The sequence below is a fragment of the Halorubellus litoreus genome (assembly GCF_055378595.1).
Genome location: NZ_AP043836.1, coordinates 438584 through 459157, shown reverse-complemented (window position 1 = coordinate 459157; position 20574 = coordinate 438584). Strand labels below are relative to the sequence as shown.

Here is a 20574-nt window from a genome sequence, read left to right as displayed (position 1 = left end):
GCAGCGAGCGTCCCGGCGCACGCCGGCGAGGGGGCCGGCGCTCGCGACCCCGGCGCTACCGGTCACTCGCCGACGAACTGGACGCGGAACTCGCGCTTGCGCGGGCCGTCGCACTCGACGAACAGCACCGACTGCCACGTCCCCGTCTCCAGCTCGCCGTCCACGACGGGGATGGTCTCGCTCGCACCGAGGAGGGTCGCGCGGAGGTGCGAGTCCGCGTTCCCGTCCAGGCGGTCGTGCGTCCACCCCTCGTCCGCGACGACCTCCCCGAGGAAGTCGACGATGTCCCGCCTGAGCCGGTGCTCGTCCTCCTGGAGGCAGACGCCGGCGGTCGTATGGCCGACGAACACCGTCGCCACCCCCGACGCGTCCGCGGGGACGGCGTCCCGGACGTCGTCCGTGATGTCCACCGTCGTCAGGCGCTCGTCGGTCTCCAGGGCGAACGTCTCCATGACGGACGGTCTTGGCGCGGTCACCGGTTAAGCGTTCGGTCGCCGGAACCCGCCGAACGCGCCGCTCGCGCTCGCGGGACAAGACACTTACAGCCGGTCCACGGACGGTTGCGTGATGCCCTCTCCCGTCAGCGGGCGTGCTGGCGTCCTCCTGCTCGCCGCCGCCCTCGTCGCCACCACCGCCAGCGTCGGCGTCGCCACGAGCGCCGGCGCCGGCCCGGCGGCCACGAGTCACGAGGCGGGCGCCGCCGCACCCGCGGACCCGACGCTTTCGGTCCCCGACTCGCGGAACCGCTCGGCGAACCTGACCGCGACCGTCTCGCTCCCCGAAGCGGCCGAGGAACCACGACGTCTCGTCGTCCGCCTCGAATCGCTCGGCGTCGAGACGGTCGCGAACCGGACGCTCACGGTCGAACCGGGCGAGTCCGTCGCGGTGGACTTCGGTGCGTGCCGGCCCGCGCGGTCGTACGTCGTCCGCGTCTCGACGACCGACGGCGACGTTCTCGTCGCCAAACAGGTCGAGGTCGAGCGGTCGACGCCGCTCGTCGCACTCGCGGACGACCCCCGGGAGGCGTTCCGCGAGCGCGTGACGCGCAACGAGACGCTTCGCGTCGACGCCCGCCTCCATCCCTGCGTTGACCGCACGACGCTCGCGCTCGCTCCGACGGGCGACGCCGGTGGCGACGGCGACGTCGAGAGCGTCTGGTCGGCGACCGTCCGCGACGCCGACGACGACGGCTCGGTGTCGCTCGCGTGGGACGTCGACGGCGCGCGGAGCGAGGCGCTCGCGGCCGGCACTGGGACCGCGCTCGACGCCACGCGCGTCGACGCCGACGCCGGGGCGTACGGCGACTACCGCCTGTTGTCGACGACGCCCGACGGCGACGGCAGGTCCGGTCGCGTCACGGTGACGTTCGCGAAACCGACGGTCGACGTCTCCGTCGTGGACGGGAACCGGACCGCGACCGGGTCGCTCGCGGCCGCTCGCGACGCCGACCCGCGCCGCGACGAGTACGCGGTCGACGTCGTCGACGGCGACTGGGTCGTCCTCCGGGTCGACGTCGACGGGACCATCTCGTCGCTCCCCGCGGACGCGTCGCTCGTCGCGCCCGCGACCCACGAGAACGCGACCGTCCGCGTCCGGACCCAGTACCCGCTCCCCGAGGACGAATCGGTGACCGTGGACCTCGCGAACGCGACCCGGCGGTTCGACGCCGACACCGGGTCGCTCTGGTACGCGTACCGCGCGGACGCCGACAGGGACCGGACCCGCTTCGAGTACGTCGCGCTCGGAGAGACGTGGAACGCGACCGCGGCGGCGAGCGTGAACGCCGTTCCGGCGGTCCAGCTCGCACTGCAAGACGGCACGCTACTGGCGCCCGAGCGCGTGACCGTCGGCGGGGAATCCGCGCTCCCGGCGGGGACGACCCTGAACGTCTCCGTCCGCACCGCGAACGGGACCATCGCTCGCGACGACGTCGTCGTCGACGACGACCCGTTCCGGGCGAGACTCGACCTGTCCGACGTGGCGAACGGAACGAACGCGTCGGTCGTCGTCAGCGACGGCGACAGCGTCATCGCCGAGCGGGCGGTCACCGTCGCCACCCGCCCGCTGTTCGAACTCCGCGGGTTCCGCGCGAACGACGGTGGCGAGGACCAGCTCCGCGCGGGTGCGGCGAACGAGCTCCGCGCGTACGTCTGGAACCGCGGGAACGCACGGGGGAACGCCACCGTCGTCTTCGAGGTCGGGACTCACACGGTCACCCGGAACGTGACGCTCCCGGCAGAAGAGACGCGAACCGTCGACGTGTCCGTCCCGCCCGAGGCGATCCCCGACCGCGAGCGCGTGAACGTCTCGGTGTCGTTCGCCGGCGAGACCGAAAGTCGCCCGCACCTCGTCGTCCCCGCCGAGACGACGCGGCCGCCGACGACGCCGACCGCGACCACCGGAACCGAGCCCTGGCCGACGCTCGCCGGCACCGACCGCGGCACCGCCGACGGCCCCACGCCAGGATTCGGCCCGGTCGCTGCCGTCGCCGCGCTCGCAGCGGCACTCGTCGTCGCCGCCAGGCGCGCCCGCAGCGACGACGACTGAACGGCGACTCGCCTCGCACGGGCGAGGTCACGCACTCGCCGCGGCCGACGACCACCGCTCGAACCGACCGCGAGCGTCGGATGTCGGAAGCGTGGGATTCATTCGCGCGGCCACGAAAGCCCCTCGCATGCGCTGGGCGTGGGTGGTGCTCGCCGCGACGATACTTGCCGCTACGGCTCTCGCAGGGGCGACGGGTGGGGTGGCGGCTGCCAGCGACGCGACCGCCACGCTCGATTCCACTGTCACGCTCCATCCGACAGACGCGCTCGATTCGACAGACGCGCTCGACCGGCCGCGGGACGAGGCCCATGGCGTCGCCGTCGAGACGAACGCCACGTACGCACCCGACGAACCGGTGACCGTCACCGTCACCGGCCAGGAACGCAGTCTCTACGCGTTGTACGTCTACGACGCGAACGGAACGCGGCAGGCGACCAAGCGAGTGTCGCTCGAATCCGACGAGGAGACCGTGTCGTTCGGCGCGCTCCCACCGGGCTCGTACCGCGTGGTCGTCGTCGCCGTGAACGTCGGCGAGCAGGTGTCGACGACGTTCGGCGTCGGCGGCGCGTACGAACCGGGTGTCGTTCCCGAGGTGACCGTCGACCAGCCAGCGGACGTCATCTCCGTCCCGATATCGCTCCCGAACGGGACGACCCGCGCCACCGTCACCATCGCGGGCGACCGCGGCAGATACCGCGTAACCGCGACCGTCGTCGACCGCGACGGCGACGGCGAGGTCGTCCTCGACTGGAACACGTTCTACGCCGGCCGCGGGAAGGTCGCGCTCCGAACGCCAGGCGAGGACGCCGTCGTCGACGCGACCCGCGAGCGCGACCTCGACGGGTTCCTCCGCGAAGGCGAGTACCACCTGACGGTGCTCGCGAACGGCACCGTCCTCGACCGTGGTGCCGTCGTCGTCGACCTGGAACCGCTCTACACCGGCCGGATGGACGTCTTCGAGGCGCCCGCGGCCGAGTCGCCCGAAGCGAGCTTCGACCAGCGGGTGTCGACGGGGCAGGTGGAGACCGACGAGTGGTTGTTCATCGTCGTCCACACCCAGGGCGTGTTCGGCGCGGTGAACGCGACCCGCGACCTCCGGTCGGTCGGCCCCGACCAGGTCGTGCTCTCGATCACGCCCGAGAACGGCGACGGCGGCGTTCGACTCACCGCCGCGGACTACGTCGACGTCGAGGAGGGCCGCATCGTCGTCGGGTTCGCGCCCGGGTCCGACGCGCTCGCGATCGACACCCAGTACGACGTCGACTTCCGGATCATGCGCGCTCACCCCTATCGCGCCGGGGACGAGGGAATGAACGTGAACGTCCGCGTCGTCGCCGCCGGGACCGAACCGGACCGACCGGTCGTCGAACTGGAGTCCGTCGACGCCCCCGAGAGCGTGCCCGCCGACGGCCCCGCGAACTTCACGGTGACGCTCGTGAACCGCGGCGAACGAACGGGGAGCGTCCCCGTCTCGGTCACCATCGGCGGGCACGTCACCGAGCGCGAGGTCGTCGTCCCGGGGAACGGCCGGACGGTCGTCGACCTGTCGTTCGACACGTCGCGCGTGCTCGAGGGGTCTCGCCAGTACGTCGTCTCGGTGAACGGGTCGCGCGAGACCGGGACGCTCGTCGTCGGCGACGCCGACGCGGACGGCGGGCCGACGCTCGGCGACCGCAGCGACGAGGACGGCTCGCTTCCCGGGTTCGGGCCGGTGGCCGCGGGCGTCGCGCTCGCTGTCGTCGTGCTCGCCGCGCAACGCCGCAACCGGTCGTCGAACTGAGGTGACGTCGCCGACCGCCGCGGTCAGCCGTCCGCGGTCAGCGGGTGCGTACCGCCGCGTCCGGTCTCGACGAGCCGACCGATGCCGTTCTCGAGCGGGTACGTGAGGAGGGTCTGGCGAGCGCCAGCGGACGCCAGCTGGCGGGCGCGTGCGACGAACTCCTGCCAGTCGTGCACGCAGTCGACGTGCATCTCGAAGGCGTGCGCGTCACCGAGGTGCGGCGGCGGCCCGACGGTCACCGTTCGACCGCCCGCCCTCGTTCCGTTGCACCACGGACAGGTGTCCGCGGAAGCGGTCTCGAGCTCGGACGTGGACATATCCTGTATGTGGTATGCTAACGGGTTAGTTAGGCATCTCGTACGCTTGCGGACAGCCAAGCGAACCACCGTTCAGAACGAGCTTACTGCGGTGAACTCACATAAAACGGCGTGAAACGAACGAAAAACCTCGCGTTCGTGGACGAACGGTCAGGCGAGCCAGTCCTCTGGCTTCGTGTCGTAGTCCACGTCGTCCGCCGCGAGGTGACTCACCTGCTCCCACGGCACGTCGAACTCCTCGAACTCCTCGCCGTCGAACCGGAAGCGCTTCCCCTGCTCGCTGGGCTCGGGCTCCTTGTTCCGGCGGCGCGCGACCTCCCGGTCGTGGTCGCTCAACTCCTTCACGATGGTGAGGAGGTTCACGGGCCGGCCCCAGAGCTCGAACACGCGTTCGAGAACCTGCTTCGCTTGCTTGACGTCCAGCATCACGCCGTTGTACTGGTGGCCGAGCAGGAGCTCGTTCCGGTTGTCGAAGTTCCCGTCGTACACCGCGATCGTCGGCTTCCCGAAGTTCGTGAACTGCAACAGGAGCTTCTTCTTCACGTCCGCCGCGTCGACGCTCGCCACGCGATTCTGGCCGGTCGCGTGACTGAACTCGTACGTGAAGTAGTCGTTCGCATCCACGAACTCCTGCGTGAGGAACTCGTCGAGGAACGTCACGTCGTTGTGACTCTGCCGGATCTCGCGCATCCGACTCCAGCCAGCCGAGTAGTCGACGTCTTCCAACGCGTCCTCGACGCTCGCGTAGCGCGCGTCGTCGAACAGGTACCGACCGATCTGCTCCAGTTCGCTCTGGGTCGCGCTCGCGAGGAACGTCCGATTCCCGCGCTTGACGAGCGAGAAGTGCCGGCGCGCCAACCCAGCGGTCGTCAGGACCTTCCACGGGTACCCCTCGACGTCGACGTCGCCGTCCTTCGCCGCCGCGAGCGCGTCCGCGTCGACGTACTCGGCGGGCACGTCGTCGAGCGCGTCCAGGGACTCGGGCGTGATGCTCGCGAGCGCCTCGGGCGGTTCGAGCGTCGCCAGGACCTCGTCGAAGTCGACGACGTCGTCGAGGTTCCGCCACGTCACCCCGTCGACGCGGAGGAGTCGTTCGAGGACCTCGCGGCGGTTCGCGCGGTTCTCCACGTACTCCCACATCTCCATCCCTAGCTTGTACGGATTCAGGCCGGGCGACCCGAGGACGCGAGCCATGTGGTCCGCGTAGTTCAGGAACTCGTCCGCGCCCGCGAACCCCTCGTCGGTCATCATCAGGGACTCCCAGTACGCCGCCCAGCCCTCGTTCATGACCTTCGTCATCTTCTGGGGCGCGAAGTAGTACGCCTCCGCGCGCAGCATGTCGAGGACGTCCGTCTGCCACTCCGTCATCTCCATCGCACGACCCGCGTCCTCGTCGAAGCGCTTCCCGTGCCGCCGGAGGAACCCCAGGACGTCCTTCTCGGGCGTCGGCGGGAACGACGCCGGTTCGTCGTCTTCGTCCGCGAGGAACTCCTCGTCGAACACCTGTCGACGCACCTCCTCGGAGAGGTCGAGGTCCGCGAGCTTGTCCTTCACCTCGTCGTCGACCGCCACCTCGTCGTCGCCGTCCTCGGTCTCCACGGGCGCGTACGGCTCGTGCTGGTCGATGTTGTCCTCGAGCACGAGCGCGTTGTCGATCCAGCGTTCGACGGCCGCACGCTCGACCTCGGGGTCGCTCATGTACGCCGATATCGCGTTCGCGTGCCGCTCCAGCATCGCCGCCGCGTCCGCGCCCTCCCCGAACAACTGGAACCACTCGTTGTTCGCGAAGAAGTCGCTGTGGGCCTCCACGTGCGTGATGACCGCTTTCTGGTCCGCGATCGTGTTCGACTCCTGGAGGAACGCGTGCGCCGGGTCGTCGTTGTTCACGATCTCGAACGCCTTCCCGCCCGCGTACTGTCCTTGCTTCTGCTGGCGGTCGTACTGCATCCCCCACCGCCAATGGGGATAGCGATGCTGGAACCCGCCGTACGCGATGAGCTCGTTCATCTCGTCGTAGTCGACCACCCAGTAGTTCACGTCGTACGGCGCCAACCCGAGCTTCAGCGCGAGGTTACGGGCCTCCTCGACCGGCTCCTCGAGCTCGCCCGCGATCCGCTGCTTCTTGAACCGGTCCTTTTCACTCATACTGACTCACCTCGACTCGGTCCGCCGATGCGGTCCGTCATTCGTCGTCACCTCCCTCCGTCGAGAGGATGTCGTATATCGCGTCCGTCACGTCCTCCGGGCCGGAGACGTACGCCACCGCGACGTTCTCGCTGTCCCCGAAGTGACTCTGTACCTCCTCGGCGTGCGTCGCGTTGATCGCCGTCCCCGTCGGCTGGGTCTCGACGTACGCGTGCAGGTTCGCCGGAATCGCCTCCATGAGTGGTATCACGTTCTCCTCGGTGTCGTTGCTCGAGTTCTCTGAGTCGCCGGCCGCGAACACGTAGCGGTTCCACTCGCTCCAGGGGTACTCCTCTAAGAGCTGCTGGGCGAGCTCGTACGCGCTCGAGATCTTCGTCCCGCCACCGCTCCGGATGCCGAAGAACTCCTCGCGCTCGACCTGCCACGCCTCCGCGTCGTGCGCGATGTAGACGAACTCCGCGTTGTCGTACTTCCCGGTGAGGTACCAGTCCAGTGGCGTGAACACGCGCTCGACGAGCTCGCGTTTCTTCTCGCGCATCGACCCGGAGACGTCGCGGATGTTCACCACGACGACGTTCTTCTCCTTCTCCTCGATAATTTCGGGGTGCCGGTAGCGTTCGTCCTCGCGACGGAACGGCACGTGCTTGATGCCCTCGCGCTGGATCTTCGCCTGGATAGGTTCGCGGTCGACGTTCTCCTCGACCTCCTCCAGGCTCGCCCACGTCGTCTTCTCGTCGTCGGGGATCTTCGAGTACGCGTCCACGAGCCACGCCTTGCTCACGGGGATGGACTCGCCGCGCGCCCACTCGAACGCCGTCTGCGGGCCGACGCCGTCGACCTTGAGGACCTCCTTCAGGTACTCCTCGTCGAAGTCCATCGCCATCTTCCGCTTCAGGCCTTCCTTGAACATCCGCTCGAAGTCGAGCGTCGAGTTCGGCCCGGAGCGCGTGATGTCCGTGTAGGGACCTTCCTTCTCCTCGATGACGCGCTTGCCTTTCGGGTCGAGGTCCAGGCCGAGTTCCTCGTCGAGTTCCTCCGCGAACTCCTCGGGGTCCATCTCGTAGTACTCGTGCTCGCCGCCCTCCTCGCCGGGGTCGCCCTCCTCGTCGCCGTCACCCGGCTGGGGCTGGGGTTGCCCGACGGGGTCGCCCGGCTGGGCGCCCTCGCCCTGGCCGACGCCGCCCTGGTCGAGCTTGTCGTACTCGAACGCGGGCAGGTCCACGATCTTGATCGGGATGCGGACGTCGTCCCGTCCGCTCGCGCCGAGTTCGCCGTACTGGATGAACTCCGCGAGGTCCTCGCGGCGCTGTTCACCGACCTCCCGGAACCGGTCGAGGTCGTCTTTCAGTCCCATCTGTAAGCCACCTGTCCCATGACGTGTCTACTCGTGAGTTCCGCGGACGCCGCCGAGTACCCGTAGTGCTCGACGAGCGCCTCGATCGTCTTCTCCTTCACTCGCTCCGTCTCCGTCCCGCTCGGTGGGTCCTCCCACTGGCGCGGGTCGAAGTCCTCGTAGGTGCGGCGGACGTCGTCCCAGTCGTTCTCCTCCAGTACCGCCTTGATGACCGGGATGGCGGTCAGTTCGACGTCGCTCACGCTGAAGTCGTCGCCGCGTTGCTCCCACGCGTACCGGTTCAGTGCCGTGATGACCTTCTCCCGGCGGAACGCCACGACGTCCTCGCTCGGGTCGCCACCCGGCCCGTAGTCCGCGTCCTCGAACCGCCCGAGGTGCTCGACCTCGAACACCTTCATCAGGAGGGGGTCCGGGTCGACGCGCTCCCCGCGGTCGTTCGTGATGGGGTCGTCGGTCTCCAGCGCGTACACGTGCTCGACGTACTCCTCGACGGTCGCCTCGTCGACGCGACGGTCGTGCATGATCGCGTCGAGCACGTCCGTCTCCTGCTCGCCGAACACGTGGTTCTTCACGGCCGCGACGCGGGATTCGAACTCGGAGCGTTCGCCCGCCGAGAACACGGGCGCCTCCGAGAGGCCCTCCACCATCGCGTTCAGGACGTCGCGAGGCATGACCACGCTCGCGACGTCGTACTCCGGATGATGCCGGTCGCGCTCCTCGTGCAGGAGGTCCGCGAGGACGTCCCGCGTGAACGTCACCGGGATGCCGTGCTTGCCGTCCTCGTCGCCGTCGACGAACTCGAAGTCCTCGGCCTCCCGGCGCGTATCGCCGTCCTGGAGGTACCCGCGGTCGTACAGCACCGCTTTGTCCACGAGGTCGAGGTCGCTCGGCAGGTCGCCGTCCTCGAGGCGCGTGACGACCGCGTACAGCGCCGCCGCTTCGACCGTGTGCGGCGCGAACTCCTTCGGGACGAGCTCGCCGTCACCGGTCTTCACGGAGATGACGACCGGTTCGCGGATGCGCGCCTCCAGGTCGTCGTACGTCGTCGCCGTCCAGACGTCCGTCTCCCCGGTCAACTCCCGCCGGATGAGTTCGGTCTCGAGACTCAGGTTCGTCAGGTACCGGAACTCGTGCTTGTCCAGCCGTCGCTTCAACGCCTTCAGTGGGTCCATGCCCTGTCGGTCCGCGTGCTGGTTCAGCGTCGCCTCCAGGTCCGGGTTCGAGATGATGAGCAACTGGCTGTCGACGTCCATCCCGATGCCCTTATCCAGTTTCACGGACCCCTCGTCGGGGACGTTCAGGAGCTTCTGGAGGAGGTCCGCGTGCTGGGCGGCGTCCTCCACGACCGTCAGGAGGCCGTTCCCCTGACTGAGGACGCCGTCGTAACTGAACGCCTGCGGGTTCTTCCGACCGCGCGAGTCCAGCTTCTGGAGCATCCCGCGCATCCACGACCCGACCAGGCGCTCCTTCGGCGACCCGTCGTCCTCGCTGTGCAGGATGCCGATGCCGTGCCCGACGTCCACGACGTAGTTCTTCACGCGCAAGTGCTGGGGGTCACTGATCGCGGAGAAGAGGGCGTCCCTGCCCTGCCGCCGATATCGTTCCTCGAGGACGTCGTACGCCTCCCGCGAGAACGGGTCGAGGCGCTCCTCGACGCGGATCGGGAGGTCGTCGCTCCCGTCGTTCACCGCGTCGAGGATGTCCGCGCGGACCGACTCCGGGAACACCGACAGCGGATGCACCTGCACCGGGCTCTCGTACCAGTTCTCCTCGGCGGCCGCCGCCGACGCACTCGCGTCCTCGCCGTACGCGAGTCCACGACCGCCCGGACTCGCACTCGCGACGTTCCACTCGAGCGTGTACCGCCGGCCCTCGGGCGTCTTCGAGTACTCCCGGAGGCCGTTGACGAGACAGCGCTTCAGCTCGGACTTCCCGGTCGCCGTCGGCCCGTCGAACCACAGGATCTTCTCGTGCTTCCCGCGACCCGCCGCGATCGTCCGCAGGTCGTCGACGAACGCGTTCAGCACCTGCGTGTTCCCGAGGACCGCGTGCTCGCCGTCGTTGTGCGGGTCGTCGAAGAACCGGTACCGCTCGGTCTCCTCGCCCTCCTCGACGACCGACCGCGTCCCCATCGACTCGATCGCCTCCAGGAGGTACTTCGACGCGTGACTCGCGACCGTCGGCTGCTCTAACACGCGGTCGACGTACTCGTCGAGCCGCATCGGCGCCTCGTAGGTCGCCTCGAGCTCGCGGTCGACCGCCGAGACGAAGTCCTCGCCGCCCGCCATCTCAGTCACTCATCTCGGACTTTGCGACCTCCGCACCGGCGAACTCGAGGACCTCCTTCGCACCGCCGCGCGAGTATCCCTGGTCTTCGAGCGCGTCGACCCACGAGTTCCGCTCGTCGTCGTCGCTCTCGTTCGCCGACACCAAGGCGGAGAAGTTGATGTTGTGCTTCTTGTCCTCCCAGAGCTTCCGTTCGAGCGCGCGCCGCAGGCGCTCGTTGTCCGTCGGGTCGAACGTGTCGCCGGTGCGAGCGCGGCGACTCACCCAGTTACTGACCTCCTGGCGGAAGTCGTCCTTGCGGTCCTCCGGGATGTCGAGCTTCTCCTCGACGCTCCGGAGGAACGTCTCGTCGGGCTCCTGCATCTGGCCCGTTATCTCGTCCTCGACGCGGTCGTCGTCGATGTACGCCATCACGTGGTCCATGTACTTCTCGCCCTGCCGCTGGATCTCGTCGACGTCGTACGCGAGCGCGTGCCGGACGTCCTCGATGGCGCGCTCCTTGTACTCCTCGCGGACGAGCTCGAGGTACCGGTAGTACTTCTCGAAGTTCTCCTCGGGGATGGACCCGTGGTGTTCGAGGTTCTCCTCGAAGAAGTTGAACACCGTGAGCGGCGAGAGGAACCCGCGGCTGCGGTGCTTGGAGTCCATGATCGCCTCCGCGATCTCGTCGCCGATGAACCGCGGACTCACGCCCTCCATGCCCTCGCCGATCTCGGCTTTCGCCTCCGCCTCCTCGCGGAGCTTCTTCACGTCGATGTCGTCCCCGTCGTCGATCTCGCCGTTGTACGCCTTCGCCTTCTGGAGCATCTCGACGGTGTCGTTGTCCGGCTCCTCGATGCGGGTGAGGACTGCGAACAACCCCGCCATCTCCATCGCGTGCGGCTCGATGTTGATGTCCGGGACGTCCGCGTTGTTCAGCATCTTCAGGTAGATCTGGGCCTCCTCCTCGTACCCGAGGACGTACGGGAAGTCGATCCGCTTCGTGCGGTCGTTGAACGCCTCCATCTTCTCGTCGCCCTTCTTGTCCTTGTACTCGGGCATGTTCGTCCGCCCGACGATCACCTGGTCGATGTCGATACGCGGGTTGTTCTTCGGTTTGATCGTCATCTCCTGGGTGGCGTGCAGGAAGTCGTAGAGGAACTCGCGCTGGAGCTTCAGGAGCTCCTCGCCGGAGAACAGGCCGCGGTTCGCGTTACAGAACGCGCCCGAGTAGTCGAACGCTCGCGGGTCGCTCTCGCCGTAGATCGCGATCTTGGAGTAGTTGACGTCGCCCGTGAGTTCGGTCTCGTCCTGGTTCTTCTTGTCCTTCGGTTCGAACGTCTCCAGGCACTGGCGCTTGTTCTCGTTCGCGACCAGCCTGACGATCTCGACGTGGTTGTCGAGGACGCTCTCGAGGTCGTCGTCGTAGTACGCGAGCAGTTCGTCCATGTAGAACTCGCTCTCCGGGTCGAGGCTCTGCTCGTTCCGGATGGTGTACGGCGCGTCCAGTTCGGCGTTGAGGTCCGCGATGACGGCCTTCCGTTGCTCCTGGGGAAGGAGGACGAGCGGGTCCTGGTTCATCGGGGAGCGAACGGTCGCGTCCGCGGGGTCCTGGTCGTGGATGACGTCGGTGAGGTTCGTCCACCGGAACGTGTACATCCGGCCGTCGTCGCGGAGCGTGTAGTCCTCGAAGTACTCGCGGACCTGTTTGTCGAAGTGGCTCTTCCCGGACCCCACCGGTCCCAGGAGGAGTTTGATGCGTCGTTCGGGGCCGAGTCGGCGTGCGCCGGACTTGACCTTGTTGACGAACTCGTGGATGCTCTCGTGGATGACGCGCCCGAAGAACGTGTTCTCGCCGTCGTTCAGGGGGTCCTCGCTCGCGAGCTTGTACTCGACGACGCCGGCTTCCTCGTCGTACTCGGTGCCGTAGTGGTCGAACATGTCGGCGACCCGCTGGTGGGCGTTGCGCGCCACCTTCGGGTCGGCGTAACACTCGTCGAGGTACCACTGGAAGGTCTTGGTCTCCCGCAGGTCTGCGGGCATCGACTCCTTGTAGTCCTGGCTGAGGTCGCTTAGTCTCGTGTTCTTGGTCATGCTTTCACGGGCGAGCACGTTCGACCGGGCCCCCACGTCCTTTGTCGGTGGTGCTCGCTGTCCTCGGGCGTCGACCGGTGCCGTGGCGGTGGTCGCGCGGGCGGGTGCCCGCGACGACCCCACCAATCGTGGTTATTGTGGGCGTTTGTCATGCTCGCGCGCGCGTGTGGCCGTCGAGGCGGGGTGCGCGTCGAGGGCCGAGGGGTGCGAGCGGGGGCGGCAGTCGGTCGGTCGACCGAGTCGTATGATAACGGTTGGACTCGTCAGCAATAAGTCTACCTCCAACACTTATATAACATCGAATTTCCCCTTATAAATACCATCGATATCGTCTCGCGATGCGCGGTCGACCAACCCACCTGCACGACCCTCGCACACGACACCACGATAACGGCACTCGGTGCGCGGAACCGAGATACCCTTAGGTCACGCGCTCCACTCGACCGGTATGAGCGACCTCCCGGAGCCGCCGTCGGGCTGGACGGTGTGGAACGTCGACCCGGACGGCCGCGCCGTCCTCGCGTACCGCCCCGACGTCTTCAACACCACCGACCACCCCCCGGAGTGCCTCCCGACGCTGTACGTCTCCCAGGGCCGCCGAAACCACCGTCGCCCCGGCGTCGACCGCCCCGAGGCCGCGACCGGCGACTGGTTCGTCCGCCTCTACTTCGAACCCGACGTCTCCCTCGACGAGACCATGCGGTACCCCGACCGAGACGCCGCCATCGACGCCGCCTACGCGCTCGCCGCCGACTTCCACGCCGGCGACGTCGACCCACGCGACGTCTACCAGGTCCCCCGCCCCGACTACTTCGACGCCCTCGACGAACTCACCGGCGACGACGGCAGCGGTGACGACGCCCGCAGCGACGACGCCCGCAGCGACGGCTGACCGATCGACGCTCCCCTCGGGTACCAGTCGAACTCGTCCTACGCGACCCGCACCTCGAACCGCGCACCGCCGGCGTCGCTCTCGGTGACCGCGATATCCCAGTCGTGCGCCTCGACGATCTCGCGGACGATGGCCAGCCCGAATCCCGTCCCGGACGTCTGCGTCGAGTACCCGCGCTCGAAGACGGAGTCGCGGTCGGCCGCGGCGATACCCGGGCCGTCGTCCGCGACGAAGAACCCGCCCCCGTCCGGGAGGTCGCCGACGGTCACCGTCGCGTCGGCCGAGCCGTGGTCGACGGCGTTCCCAGACTGCGTCTGGGAGCTAGTCGAGCTGTGCTCGACGCTGTTCCGGAACAGGTTCTCGAACAGCTGACTGAGTCGCGAACGGTCGGCGTCGACCGTGAGCGTCGCGTCCACGACCAGCGTCGCCGCCGGCGCGTCCACGTGCGTCCAGCACGAATCGGCGAGCGCCCCGATGGCGACCGGTTCGCGGTCCCGGACCGGCCGGCCGTCGCGCGCGAGCGACAGGAGGTCCTCGATGAGCGACGTCATCCGGTCGTGCTCGTGCGCGACCGCGTCCAGGTGCTCGCTGTCGCAGTCCGCCCGCGCGAGTTCGAGTTCGCCCATCGCGACCGACAGCGGGTTCCGGAGGTCGTGACTCACCACGTCCACGAACCGCTCCAGGCGCTCGTTCTGCCGTTCGAGCGTCGCCTGGCGGTCCTCCAGCGCGCGCTCGTACTGGATGCGGTCGACCGTTCGCGCGGTGTGTGCGACGAGTAACTCGGCGAACTCGACGTCCCGCTCGTCGAACGCGTGCGTCTCCGCGGACACCGCCTGGAACACGCCGACGTCGCCGACGGGAACGCTCAACCCCGACCGGTAGAACTCCTTCGCCGGGTCGCTCTCGTCGTCCGCCGTTATCTCGTCGATGGTCGCGGACTCCCCGGACTGGAACGTCCGCCCGGCGAGCCCCTGCGTGGCGCGGACGCGACGCACGCCGTCCGCGGGCGCGCTCGACGACGACGCGACCGGTTCCAGCCACCCGTCCTCGTGGAGGATGACGCTACACATCTCGAGGTCGAGGACGTCCTCGGCGGCCGCGACCGTCCGCTCGCACGCCGTCTCGACGGTATCACACGCCTGTATCTCCATCGCCGCGGCGTGCAACGTCTTCAGCGTCTCCTCTCGACCCGATTCCATGCGTGAGACGACGGCGACCAGCCTGAAAAGCCAGTCGACTGCCACGTGCCACCATGCCACTCCACTCCTCCCGCGCGCCATCGGGCACGGTGCCCGTGCGCGGGCGGTGGGGACAGCGTAATACGCCTCCACGCGTTACGGTGGACCATGTCCACCGTCACGCTCCTCGGGTCGCGCCTCGTCGAGGAGGGCGCCCAGTTCGTCTACAACGGCGAAGCCCCCGGCTGCGAGGGGTGCCCGTACCGCAACCAGTGCCTGAACCTCACCGCGGGCGTGAAGTACGAGGTGACGTCGGTCCGCGACGGCGCGCAGACCCTCGAGTGCGCGGTCCACGACGAGGGCGTGCGCGCCGTCGAGGTCGAACCTGCGACGGTCGTCGCGAACGTCCCGAGCGCGAACGCGTACGCCGGCTCGAAGACCCAGCTCGCCGGCGAATGTCCGTACACGGAGTGCCCGAGCCACGAGTACTGCGAGCCCGACGGCGCGAGCCTCGACGAGGAGTACCGCATCAAGCGCACGAAGGGCGACCCGCCCCACGAGTTCTGCTACCTCGACCGCGACCTCACCATGGTCGAGTTCGAATCGCCCGACGAGTGACGGACTCGCCGCTCCGACGGCGGGTCGCTGGCGAGTGTGACCGCGGCCGCGTTCGCGGTGCAGACCGACCTGGCGACCGGGCGACTTTTCTCCCGTCCACCGCGAGGTGATTTCATGACCGACGATTCCGAGCGCGCCAGTGCGGACGGGGGCGATTCCGGCCCCGAGTCCCTCGATGCGCGCGTCGTGCTCGCCGAGGAACTGGCGTCCATCCGGGACCTCGCGTCGCGAGCGAGCGCGTTCGTCGCGCTCCCGGAACCGAACGTGCTCGTCGAGGACGTCCGGTCGCGGGCGCTCGAGGATCGCTACCGGACGAGCGCGACAGCGCACGCCGAACGCCTCGGGGTGGATGACCTCTCGCCGGCGGGCGTCCGCGCGTTCGCCGAGGACGTCCCCGTAGACGACCCCGTGGGGCGAGCGACGTCGTTCCTCGTTCGCCGCGCCGGCCGCCTCCAGGGACGACTCCTCGGGCAGTTCTCCCGGGACCCCGAGTCGCCCCGCGAGTACCTCGTGCTCGCGACCGCCGCCGGCCACCTCCAGCGCGCGGCCGCGGACCTCGAGGTCGCCGTGGAGACCGACGACGGCGACCTCGCGCATCACGCGAGCGTCGTCCTCGCACTCGCCGCCGCGCTGTTCGCGCTCGCCGAAGACGGCCTCGGCGCGCCCGCCGACCGCGACCCCGACGACGCCGCGACCGACGACCCGCTCCCCGAGTGGTTCTGTCTGGAGGTCGCACTCGCCGACCACCACCGGACGCTCGCCCGCGGCGACACCCCCGCGATGAACCCCCAGGAGCGCGATCACGACGCCCTCGAACACCTCCTCGTCGTCCAGGGCGCGACGCTCGCCGTCACCGAACTCGACGCCGACCCGCACGCCGTCGCCGACCTCGCCGACATCCCGCTCGAGCACCTCATCGGCGTTCTCGCGAGCGAGTAGAACGCGGCCGCTACGAAGGACGGTCGGTGCCGTCGTTCAGCCGCTACCGCGGGTATCGTTGCAGTCAGTTAGCCGACGACGCCGACGCGTTCCGCGGAGTACCCGAACGTCTCGTCGTAGCCGTGCGCGGACATCAGGACGGGATAGAACTCGGTGTCGGCGACGTGCGCGCGGTCGTCGACGCTCGCGAACGTCGTCCCGGGGGCGACCCGGGAGAAGTTCTCGACGTGGACCTCGTGACGGGACCCTGGTTCCTTCGGAACGCGCTCGAACAAGCGGAACACGGGGACCTCGCGGGACTGGGTGTGCCCGGGGATGACGCCCTGGGCTTTGAGGAACGCGCGGACGAGGTCGTACGCGTTCTCGGCCGCGCCGACCGACCCCTGGTAGCCGCACTCCACCTCGACGCACTCCGGCGCGGACGCGAAGATGCGGCCCTCGACGAAGTTCGCGCTGTCGACGAGCGCCGCCACCGGGAGTCGCGGGACGATCTGTCGCGCGAAGTCGTGGACGCCGTCCGCCACCGCGAACGGCTCGGCGGTCGACTGCGTCGAGTGCAGCGCGAGGACGCGACAGCCCTCGAGCGCCTCGCCGAGGCGGTACGCGAGCCGCGCCTCGTGCGTTTCCGCTTCGGGCGCGCCCGGGAACGCCCGGTTCATGTCCTCGTCGAGGTAGCGGACGCCGGCGTCGAGCGCGCGCTCGTTCGCCACGATGAGTTTCGCCGGCCGGTCGACCGGCGGGTCGGTCGCGAGCAGTCGCTCGACGGCGTGGACCCCGCACGGTTCGTCCCCGTGGATGGCCGCCACGACCGCAACCTCCGGCTCCCCGTCCCCGAGCGTCTCGACGCGCATCGTTCGTTCTACGGCAGTGGTCGCTCCCGCAAAAACCGTGCGGTCCGCGACGCACCGCTCTCGGGCCGTGCGTCTCGCGTCGGTCCCGGCCGCCGGAACCGGCAGGCCCTTACTCCGCGACGCCTACGCCTCGGTCGTGCAGGAGGACGCCGACGCACCCGATACCGGCGGCGCGCCCGATACCGGGGACGCACCCGATACCGGCGACGCACCCGACGAGGCTACGGTGGCCGCCGAGCCGACGGACGAGGAATCGTCGACGGTGGACGCGGACGCCGGGAGCGAAACGCAGCCCGATTCGGACGAGACGGCGACCGCGGAGGGCGTCGACACCGAGCACGTCATGAACCTCACGTTCGTCCTGACGCTCCTGTTCGGCGTGCCCACGGTCGTCGTGCTCTCGCTTTTCGTTCCGCTCGACGGCTGGGGCGAGATCATCTCGTTCGTCGTGCGCGTCGGCGCCGGCATCTGGTTCCTCACCGCCGTCGCGCTGTACGTCCGCGAACGCCGCCAGCTCTGAACGTCGGCGCGTCCGAGCGACGACCCCAGCGCGACGACCGTCAGCGCGACGACCGTCAGCGCCCGTCGTCCGTGGACGCTTCCCGGTCGAGCGGGTCCTCGAGTTCCCCCATCACGGCTTCGAGCGCGTCCGTCGCCGTGAGGAGTCCGACGACCTCGCCGTCCTCGAAGACGAGCGCGAGCTCCTGGTCCTCGGCCTGGAACTGGTCGAACGCGTCGCTCACGGTCGTCTCCGGGGAGAGCGTCGTCGGCGGCGCGGCGATGTCCTCGAACGACCGGTCGCCGGCCTTCAACGCCTCGAACTCGTCGATGATGGAGGGCGCGTACACGACGCCACGGAAGTCCGTGAGGTCGTCGCCGACGAGCGGGAACCGCGTGTGGGGCGTGTCCCGGATGCGGTCGAGGTTCTCGTCGACGGACGCGGTGGTCGACATCGCGACGACGTCGCTCGCGTCCACCATGATGTCCCTGATGGCGAGCTCGCCGACCTGGATGGCGTTCAGGACCTCGTCGCGGCGCTCCTCGGCGAGTTCGCCCTCCTCGAGGAGCGAGTGCACGCGATTCCGGAGCTGTGCGCGGGACTCGATGACGTCCTCCTCGGTCTCCAGCCACGCCCCCGTCATCTCGACGCCGAACAGCTTGAGCGTGTACTTCGCCACCCAGTCGCCGAGCGTGATGAGCGGCGAGATGAGGACGTAGAACCAGTGCAGGGGCGCTGCGCCGTACCGGCACACGAACCGGGAGCGCTCGACGCCGAGGTACGTCGGCGTCTGCTCGCCGTGCGTGAGGTGGACGAGGTTGATGATGAAGTACGCGATGAAGGCGCCGAGGCCGACGCCGGCGAGGACGGTGCCGGACGTCAGCGGGTTCACGATGGGGTTGAATAGCGCGGCGAGCGCGGGTTCGGCGACGATACCGACCGCGATACTGGACGCGGTGATGCCGACCTGGCACGTCGTCAGGTAGAGTTCGAGCTCCTGAGTCATCTCCCAGGCGCGTTCGAGTCTGGCGTCACCGTCGACGAACTCGTCTTCGGTGAACTGGCGCGCTCGCGTCAGCGCGAACTCGATGGCGACGAAGAAACCGTTCGCGAGGATGAGTGCGACGCCAGCGACGAGACGTACCCCGATCTCGGGCAGGTTCATCGTGGTCGCGGCGGGGACCACGAGGTCGGTGAAGAGTCGCAACGCTATCTCGGGCGAGTTCATGTTGGTCGCACCTGAGGCCTCACCGTGCGAGCCATTAGAAAGTTCCGACAAATTACGTAAATAGGTCGTTATCGAGCCAGCGAAATGAGGGCTGTAGATTGCGGTTCCGACAACAAGTAGTGGACAGAGTTATTCGGGTTGCGGGGTAAGTCGCGGCCGGATGCCCATTCGAGAGCTCGACGAGTTGGACAGGGAGATACTGCATCGCTTGCAGGCGGAGGCGCGAGGGACGTCGTCGACGGACGTCGCGGCGTCGCTCGACGTGTCCGCGAGCACGGTCAGGAACCGCATCCAGCGGCTCGAGGCCGACGGCGTCCTCCGCGGGTATCACGCGGACGTCGACTACGAGTCGGCGGGCTACCAGCTGTTCACGCTCATCGTCTGTACGGCACCGATACCGGAGCGCGAGGCGCTCGCGGCCGCCGCGGCGGACGTGCCGGGCGTCGTCGAGGTCCAGGAGGTGATGAAGGGCGAGTCGAACGTCCTCGTGCGCGCGGTCGGCGAGGACGGCGACGACCTCACGCGCATCGGCGAGGACCTGGACGAACTCGGACTGCACGTCTCGGACGAGGACCTGATCCGCGCCACGCACCGCAGTCCGTACGCGGGGTTCGACGTGGACGACGACGAGTGAATGGCCGATTTAGCGGTGCGTGTTCTCGACGTCCTCGGCCCAGGCGAACGCGGTGCCGGCGGCGTCTGCGGTCTCGGCGTCGCGTTCGCTGTCGCCGACGAACACGACGTCGGCGGGGTCGAGGGTGGGGTCGACGCGTTCGATGGTCTCGAGCAACGGCTCGGGGTGGGGTTTGTGGTTCTCGACGGTGTCGCGGCCGACGACGGCGTCGACGTGGTCGGCGACGCCGTGGACGTCGAGCGCGACGTGCGCTGCGGCCTCGCAGTTGAGCGTGCAGACGCCGACGGGGCGCGTCTCAGCGGCGAGCGCGTCCGCGAGCGGGAGGCGCGTGGAGGCGTGCGCGCCGTCGCGTTCGTGCCGGGAGATGACGGCTTCGACGTCGGCAGCGAGCCCGTTCGCGTTTGCGTCGGCCATGAGCGCCCAGAGGTCTCTGTCCTCGGGGTCGACGCCGGCGTCGCGGTACGCGACCGCGGCGTCAGCGCGCACGGCGTTCCAGGCGACGTCGAGGCCGACGAGCGTCCCGTCGAGGTCGTACACGACGCCAGCGTAGTCTTCGAGCACACCGGGACGTAGGACAGGGAGCGTGTTACTGCTGTCGGTCAGTCGCGGACGACGACGGTGTCCGCGACGCGGTCGCCGAGTCGACGCCGTCGGTCCGAGAGGGCGACGGTGGCGATGCCGAGCGCGTAGAACGCGGGCAGGAAGTCCACGAGTCGGAGGACGTTCCGCACCACGGCCGTCCGGAGCGAGAGCGTCGAGCCGTCGGCGTCGGCCGCGCGAATCTTCACGAGGTACTTCCCTATCGTCTGCCCGTACTGCCATTCGAGGAGGGCGTGGTAGCTCAGCGACAGTCCGAGCCAGAGGCCGAACGCGACGAGTGCCGGCGTCCCCTCGAGGCTCGCGTCGGTCTGTCCGCCGACGGTGGTGATGTCGCCGGTGACCGCGGCGATGGGGTAGATGGCGGCGAACAGTAGCACGAACCAGACCACGGAGTCGATGGCCATCGCAACGCCGCGGATGCCGATGCCACACGTCTCCGGCGCCTCGTCGTTCTCCATGCGCGACAGACGTGACGGTTCGCCTAAATGTCTTGTCCTGTCTTCTCCTGTCCTGTCGCGTCGCGACGGCTTTCGGTTGTCGACTGCACTCGCCCGTCCGCGCCGGCCCGTCGCGGCGTCGAATCGTACCGGCTTCCGAAATGGAGTGCTACTCGGATTTCAGTAAATGGTTTAA

General features: G+C 68.7%; 18 protein-coding genes. 7 read left to right on the top strand and 11 right to left on the bottom strand.

From position 1 onward, the window contains the following. Positions 1–62 precede the first annotated feature (62 nt). A complete protein-coding gene (locus ACZ48X_RS06660; protein WP_336349892.1) occupies positions 63–452 on the bottom strand; it encodes a secondary thiamine-phosphate synthase enzyme YjbQ in 390 nt (129 codons plus the stop codon). Between the two features lie 115 nt (positions 453–567). On the opposite strand from ACZ48X_RS06660, the gene ACZ48X_RS06655 reads away from it, so the two are divergent. Together ACZ48X_RS06655 and ACZ48X_RS06650 are read left to right on the top strand one after the other, a co-directional pair. After that, complete coding sequence (locus ACZ48X_RS06655) at positions 568–2547, top strand: hypothetical protein (protein ID WP_336349893.1); 1980 nt, start codon at positions 568–570, stop codon at positions 2545–2547. A 127-nt stretch (positions 2548–2674) separates the two neighbouring features. Further along, positions 2675–4327: a DUF7827 domain-containing protein gene (locus ACZ48X_RS06650; protein ID WP_336349894.1), complete on the top strand. Its 1653-nt coding sequence runs from the start codon at positions 2675–2677 to the stop codon at positions 4325–4327. 23 nt (positions 4328–4350) lie between these two features. On the opposite strand, the gene ACZ48X_RS06645 is transcribed toward ACZ48X_RS06650, so the two are convergent. The 5 genes from ACZ48X_RS06645 to ACZ48X_RS06625 form a co-directional block, all read right to left on the bottom strand. Further along, positions 4351–4644: a hypothetical protein gene (locus ACZ48X_RS06645; protein ID WP_336349895.1), complete on the bottom strand. Its 294-nt coding sequence runs from the start codon at positions 4642–4644 to the stop codon at positions 4351–4353. A gap of 150 nt (positions 4645–4794) precedes the next feature. Then, positions 4795–6789, bottom strand: coding sequence for a SpoVR family protein (locus ACZ48X_RS06640; protein ID WP_336349896.1), 1995 nt, complete (start codon positions 6787–6789; stop codon positions 4795–4797). Positions 6790–6826: 37 nt separating this feature from the next. Further along, positions 6827–8143 carry a YeaH/YhbH family protein gene (locus tag ACZ48X_RS06635; RefSeq protein WP_336349897.1) on the bottom strand — a complete coding sequence of 439 codons (1317 nt, stop codon included), beginning with the start codon at positions 8141–8143 and terminating at the stop codon, positions 6827–6829. Beyond that, positions 8134–10431 carry a PrkA family serine protein kinase gene (locus tag ACZ48X_RS06630; protein WP_336351104.1) on the bottom strand — a complete coding sequence of 766 codons (2298 nt, stop codon included), beginning with the start codon at positions 10429–10431 and terminating at the stop codon, positions 8134–8136. Before ACZ48X_RS06630 ends, ACZ48X_RS06635 begins: the two co-directional genes overlap by 10 nt. Before the next feature lies 1 nt (position 10432). Continuing rightward, the gene (locus ACZ48X_RS06625; protein WP_336349898.1) at positions 10433–12502 is read right to left on the bottom strand and encodes a PrkA family serine protein kinase; all 2070 of its coding nucleotides are present in this window, start codon (positions 12500–12502) and stop codon (positions 10433–10435) included. A gap of 448 nt (positions 12503–12950) precedes the next feature. Here ACZ48X_RS06625 and ACZ48X_RS06620 point away from each other — a divergent pair, with 448 nt between their 5' ends. After that, positions 12951–13394, top strand: coding sequence for a DUF5820 family protein (locus tag ACZ48X_RS06620; protein WP_336349899.1), 444 nt, complete (start codon positions 12951–12953; stop codon positions 13392–13394). 38 nt (positions 13395–13432) lie between these two features. On the opposite strand, the gene ACZ48X_RS06615 is transcribed toward ACZ48X_RS06620, so the two are convergent. After that, entirely contained in the window at positions 13433–14593 is a 1161-nt protein-coding gene (locus ACZ48X_RS06615; protein ID WP_336349900.1) for a sensor histidine kinase, read from the bottom strand. A 147-nt stretch (positions 14594–14740) separates the two neighbouring features. Between ACZ48X_RS06615 and ACZ48X_RS06610 the strand changes: the two genes are divergently transcribed. Next, positions 14741–15190, top strand: a complete 450-nt coding sequence (locus tag ACZ48X_RS06610; RefSeq protein ID WP_336349901.1) for a UPF0179 family protein — start codon at positions 14741–14743, stop codon at positions 15188–15190. Positions 15191–15304: 114 nt separating this feature from the next. Next, on the top strand, positions 15305–16129 hold the full coding sequence (locus ACZ48X_RS06605) for a hypothetical protein (RefSeq protein ID WP_336349902.1): 825 nt from the start codon (positions 15305–15307) through the stop codon (positions 16127–16129). Between the two features lie 68 nt (positions 16130–16197). Here ACZ48X_RS06605 and ACZ48X_RS06600 read toward each other — a convergent pair whose 3' ends face one another. Then, on the bottom strand, positions 16198–16980 hold the full coding sequence (locus ACZ48X_RS06600; RefSeq protein ID WP_336349903.1) for a M14 family metallopeptidase: 783 nt from the start codon (positions 16978–16980) through the stop codon (positions 16198–16200). 136 nt (positions 16981–17116) lie between these two features. Here ACZ48X_RS06600 and ACZ48X_RS06595 point away from each other — a divergent pair, with 136 nt between their 5' ends. Beyond that, the gene (locus tag ACZ48X_RS06595) at positions 17117–17500 is read left to right on the top strand and encodes a DUF5822 domain-containing protein (protein WP_336349904.1); all 384 of its coding nucleotides are present in this window, start codon (positions 17117–17119) and stop codon (positions 17498–17500) included. A 55-nt stretch (positions 17501–17555) separates the two neighbouring features. On the opposite strand, the gene ACZ48X_RS06590 is transcribed toward ACZ48X_RS06595, so the two are convergent. Next, positions 17556–18644 carry a hemolysin family protein gene (locus tag ACZ48X_RS06590; protein WP_336351105.1) on the bottom strand — a complete coding sequence of 363 codons (1089 nt, stop codon included), beginning with the start codon at positions 18642–18644 and terminating at the stop codon, positions 17556–17558. Between the two features lie 223 nt (positions 18645–18867). On the opposite strand from ACZ48X_RS06590, the gene ACZ48X_RS06585 reads away from it, so the two are divergent. After that, entirely contained in the window at positions 18868–19341 is a 474-nt protein-coding gene (locus ACZ48X_RS06585) for an Lrp/AsnC family transcriptional regulator (protein ID WP_336349905.1), read from the top strand. 9 nt (positions 19342–19350) lie between these two features. Here ACZ48X_RS06585 and ACZ48X_RS06580 read toward each other — a convergent pair whose 3' ends face one another. Together ACZ48X_RS06580 and ACZ48X_RS06575 are read right to left on the bottom strand one after the other, a co-directional pair. Then, complete coding sequence (locus ACZ48X_RS06580) at positions 19351–19902, bottom strand: HAD family hydrolase (RefSeq protein ID WP_336349906.1); 552 nt, start codon at positions 19900–19902, stop codon at positions 19351–19353. A gap of 38 nt (positions 19903–19940) precedes the next feature. After that, positions 19941–20399 carry an RDD family protein gene (locus ACZ48X_RS06575; RefSeq protein WP_336349907.1) on the bottom strand — a complete coding sequence of 153 codons (459 nt, stop codon included), beginning with the start codon at positions 20397–20399 and terminating at the stop codon, positions 19941–19943. Between the last annotated feature and the right edge of the window lie 175 nt (positions 20400–20574).

Excerpts from the sequence above, each read along its gene's own strand:
- ACZ48X_RS06660 (WP_336349892.1), bottom strand. The coding sequence starts at position 452 with ATGGAGACGTTCGCCCTGGAGACCGACGAGCGCCTGACGACGGTGGAC.
- ACZ48X_RS06655 (WP_336349893.1), top strand. The coding sequence starts at position 568 with ATGCCCTCTCCCGTCAGCGGGCGTGCTGGCGTCCTCCTGCTCGCCGCC.
- ACZ48X_RS06650 (WP_336349894.1), top strand. The coding sequence starts at position 2,675 with ATGCGCTGGGCGTGGGTGGTGCTCGCCGCGACGATACTTGCCGCTACG.
- ACZ48X_RS06645 (WP_336349895.1), bottom strand. The coding sequence starts at position 4,644 with ATGTCCACGTCCGAGCTCGAGACCGCTTCCGCGGACACCTGTCCGTGG.
- ACZ48X_RS06640 (WP_336349896.1), bottom strand. The coding sequence starts at position 6,789 with ATGAGTGAAAAGGACCGGTTCAAGAAGCAGCGGATCGCGGGCGAGCTC.
- ACZ48X_RS06635 (WP_336349897.1), bottom strand. The coding sequence starts at position 8,143 with ATGGGACTGAAAGACGACCTCGACCGGTTCCGGGAGGTCGGTGAACAG.
- ACZ48X_RS06630 (WP_336351104.1), bottom strand. The coding sequence starts at position 10,431 with ATGGCGGGCGGCGAGGACTTCGTCTCGGCGGTCGACCGCGAGCTCGAG.
- ACZ48X_RS06625 (WP_336349898.1), bottom strand. The coding sequence starts at position 12,502 with ATGACCAAGAACACGAGACTAAGCGACCTCAGCCAGGACTACAAGGAG.
- ACZ48X_RS06620 (WP_336349899.1), top strand. The coding sequence starts at position 12,951 with ATGAGCGACCTCCCGGAGCCGCCGTCGGGCTGGACGGTGTGGAACGTC.
- ACZ48X_RS06615 (WP_336349900.1), bottom strand. The coding sequence starts at position 14,593 with ATGGAATCGGGTCGAGAGGAGACGCTGAAGACGTTGCACGCCGCGGCG.
- ACZ48X_RS06610 (WP_336349901.1), top strand. The coding sequence starts at position 14,741 with ATGTCCACCGTCACGCTCCTCGGGTCGCGCCTCGTCGAGGAGGGCGCC.
- ACZ48X_RS06605 (WP_336349902.1), top strand. The coding sequence starts at position 15,305 with ATGACCGACGATTCCGAGCGCGCCAGTGCGGACGGGGGCGATTCCGGC.
- ACZ48X_RS06600 (WP_336349903.1), bottom strand. The coding sequence starts at position 16,980 with ATGCGCGTCGAGACGCTCGGGGACGGGGAGCCGGAGGTTGCGGTCGTG.
- ACZ48X_RS06590 (WP_336351105.1), bottom strand. The coding sequence starts at position 18,644 with ATGAACCTGCCCGAGATCGGGGTACGTCTCGTCGCTGGCGTCGCACTC.
- ACZ48X_RS06585 (WP_336349905.1), top strand. The coding sequence starts at position 18,868 with ATGCCCATTCGAGAGCTCGACGAGTTGGACAGGGAGATACTGCATCGC.
- ACZ48X_RS06575 (WP_336349907.1), bottom strand. The coding sequence starts at position 20,399 with ATGGAGAACGACGAGGCGCCGGAGACGTGTGGCATCGGCATCCGCGGC.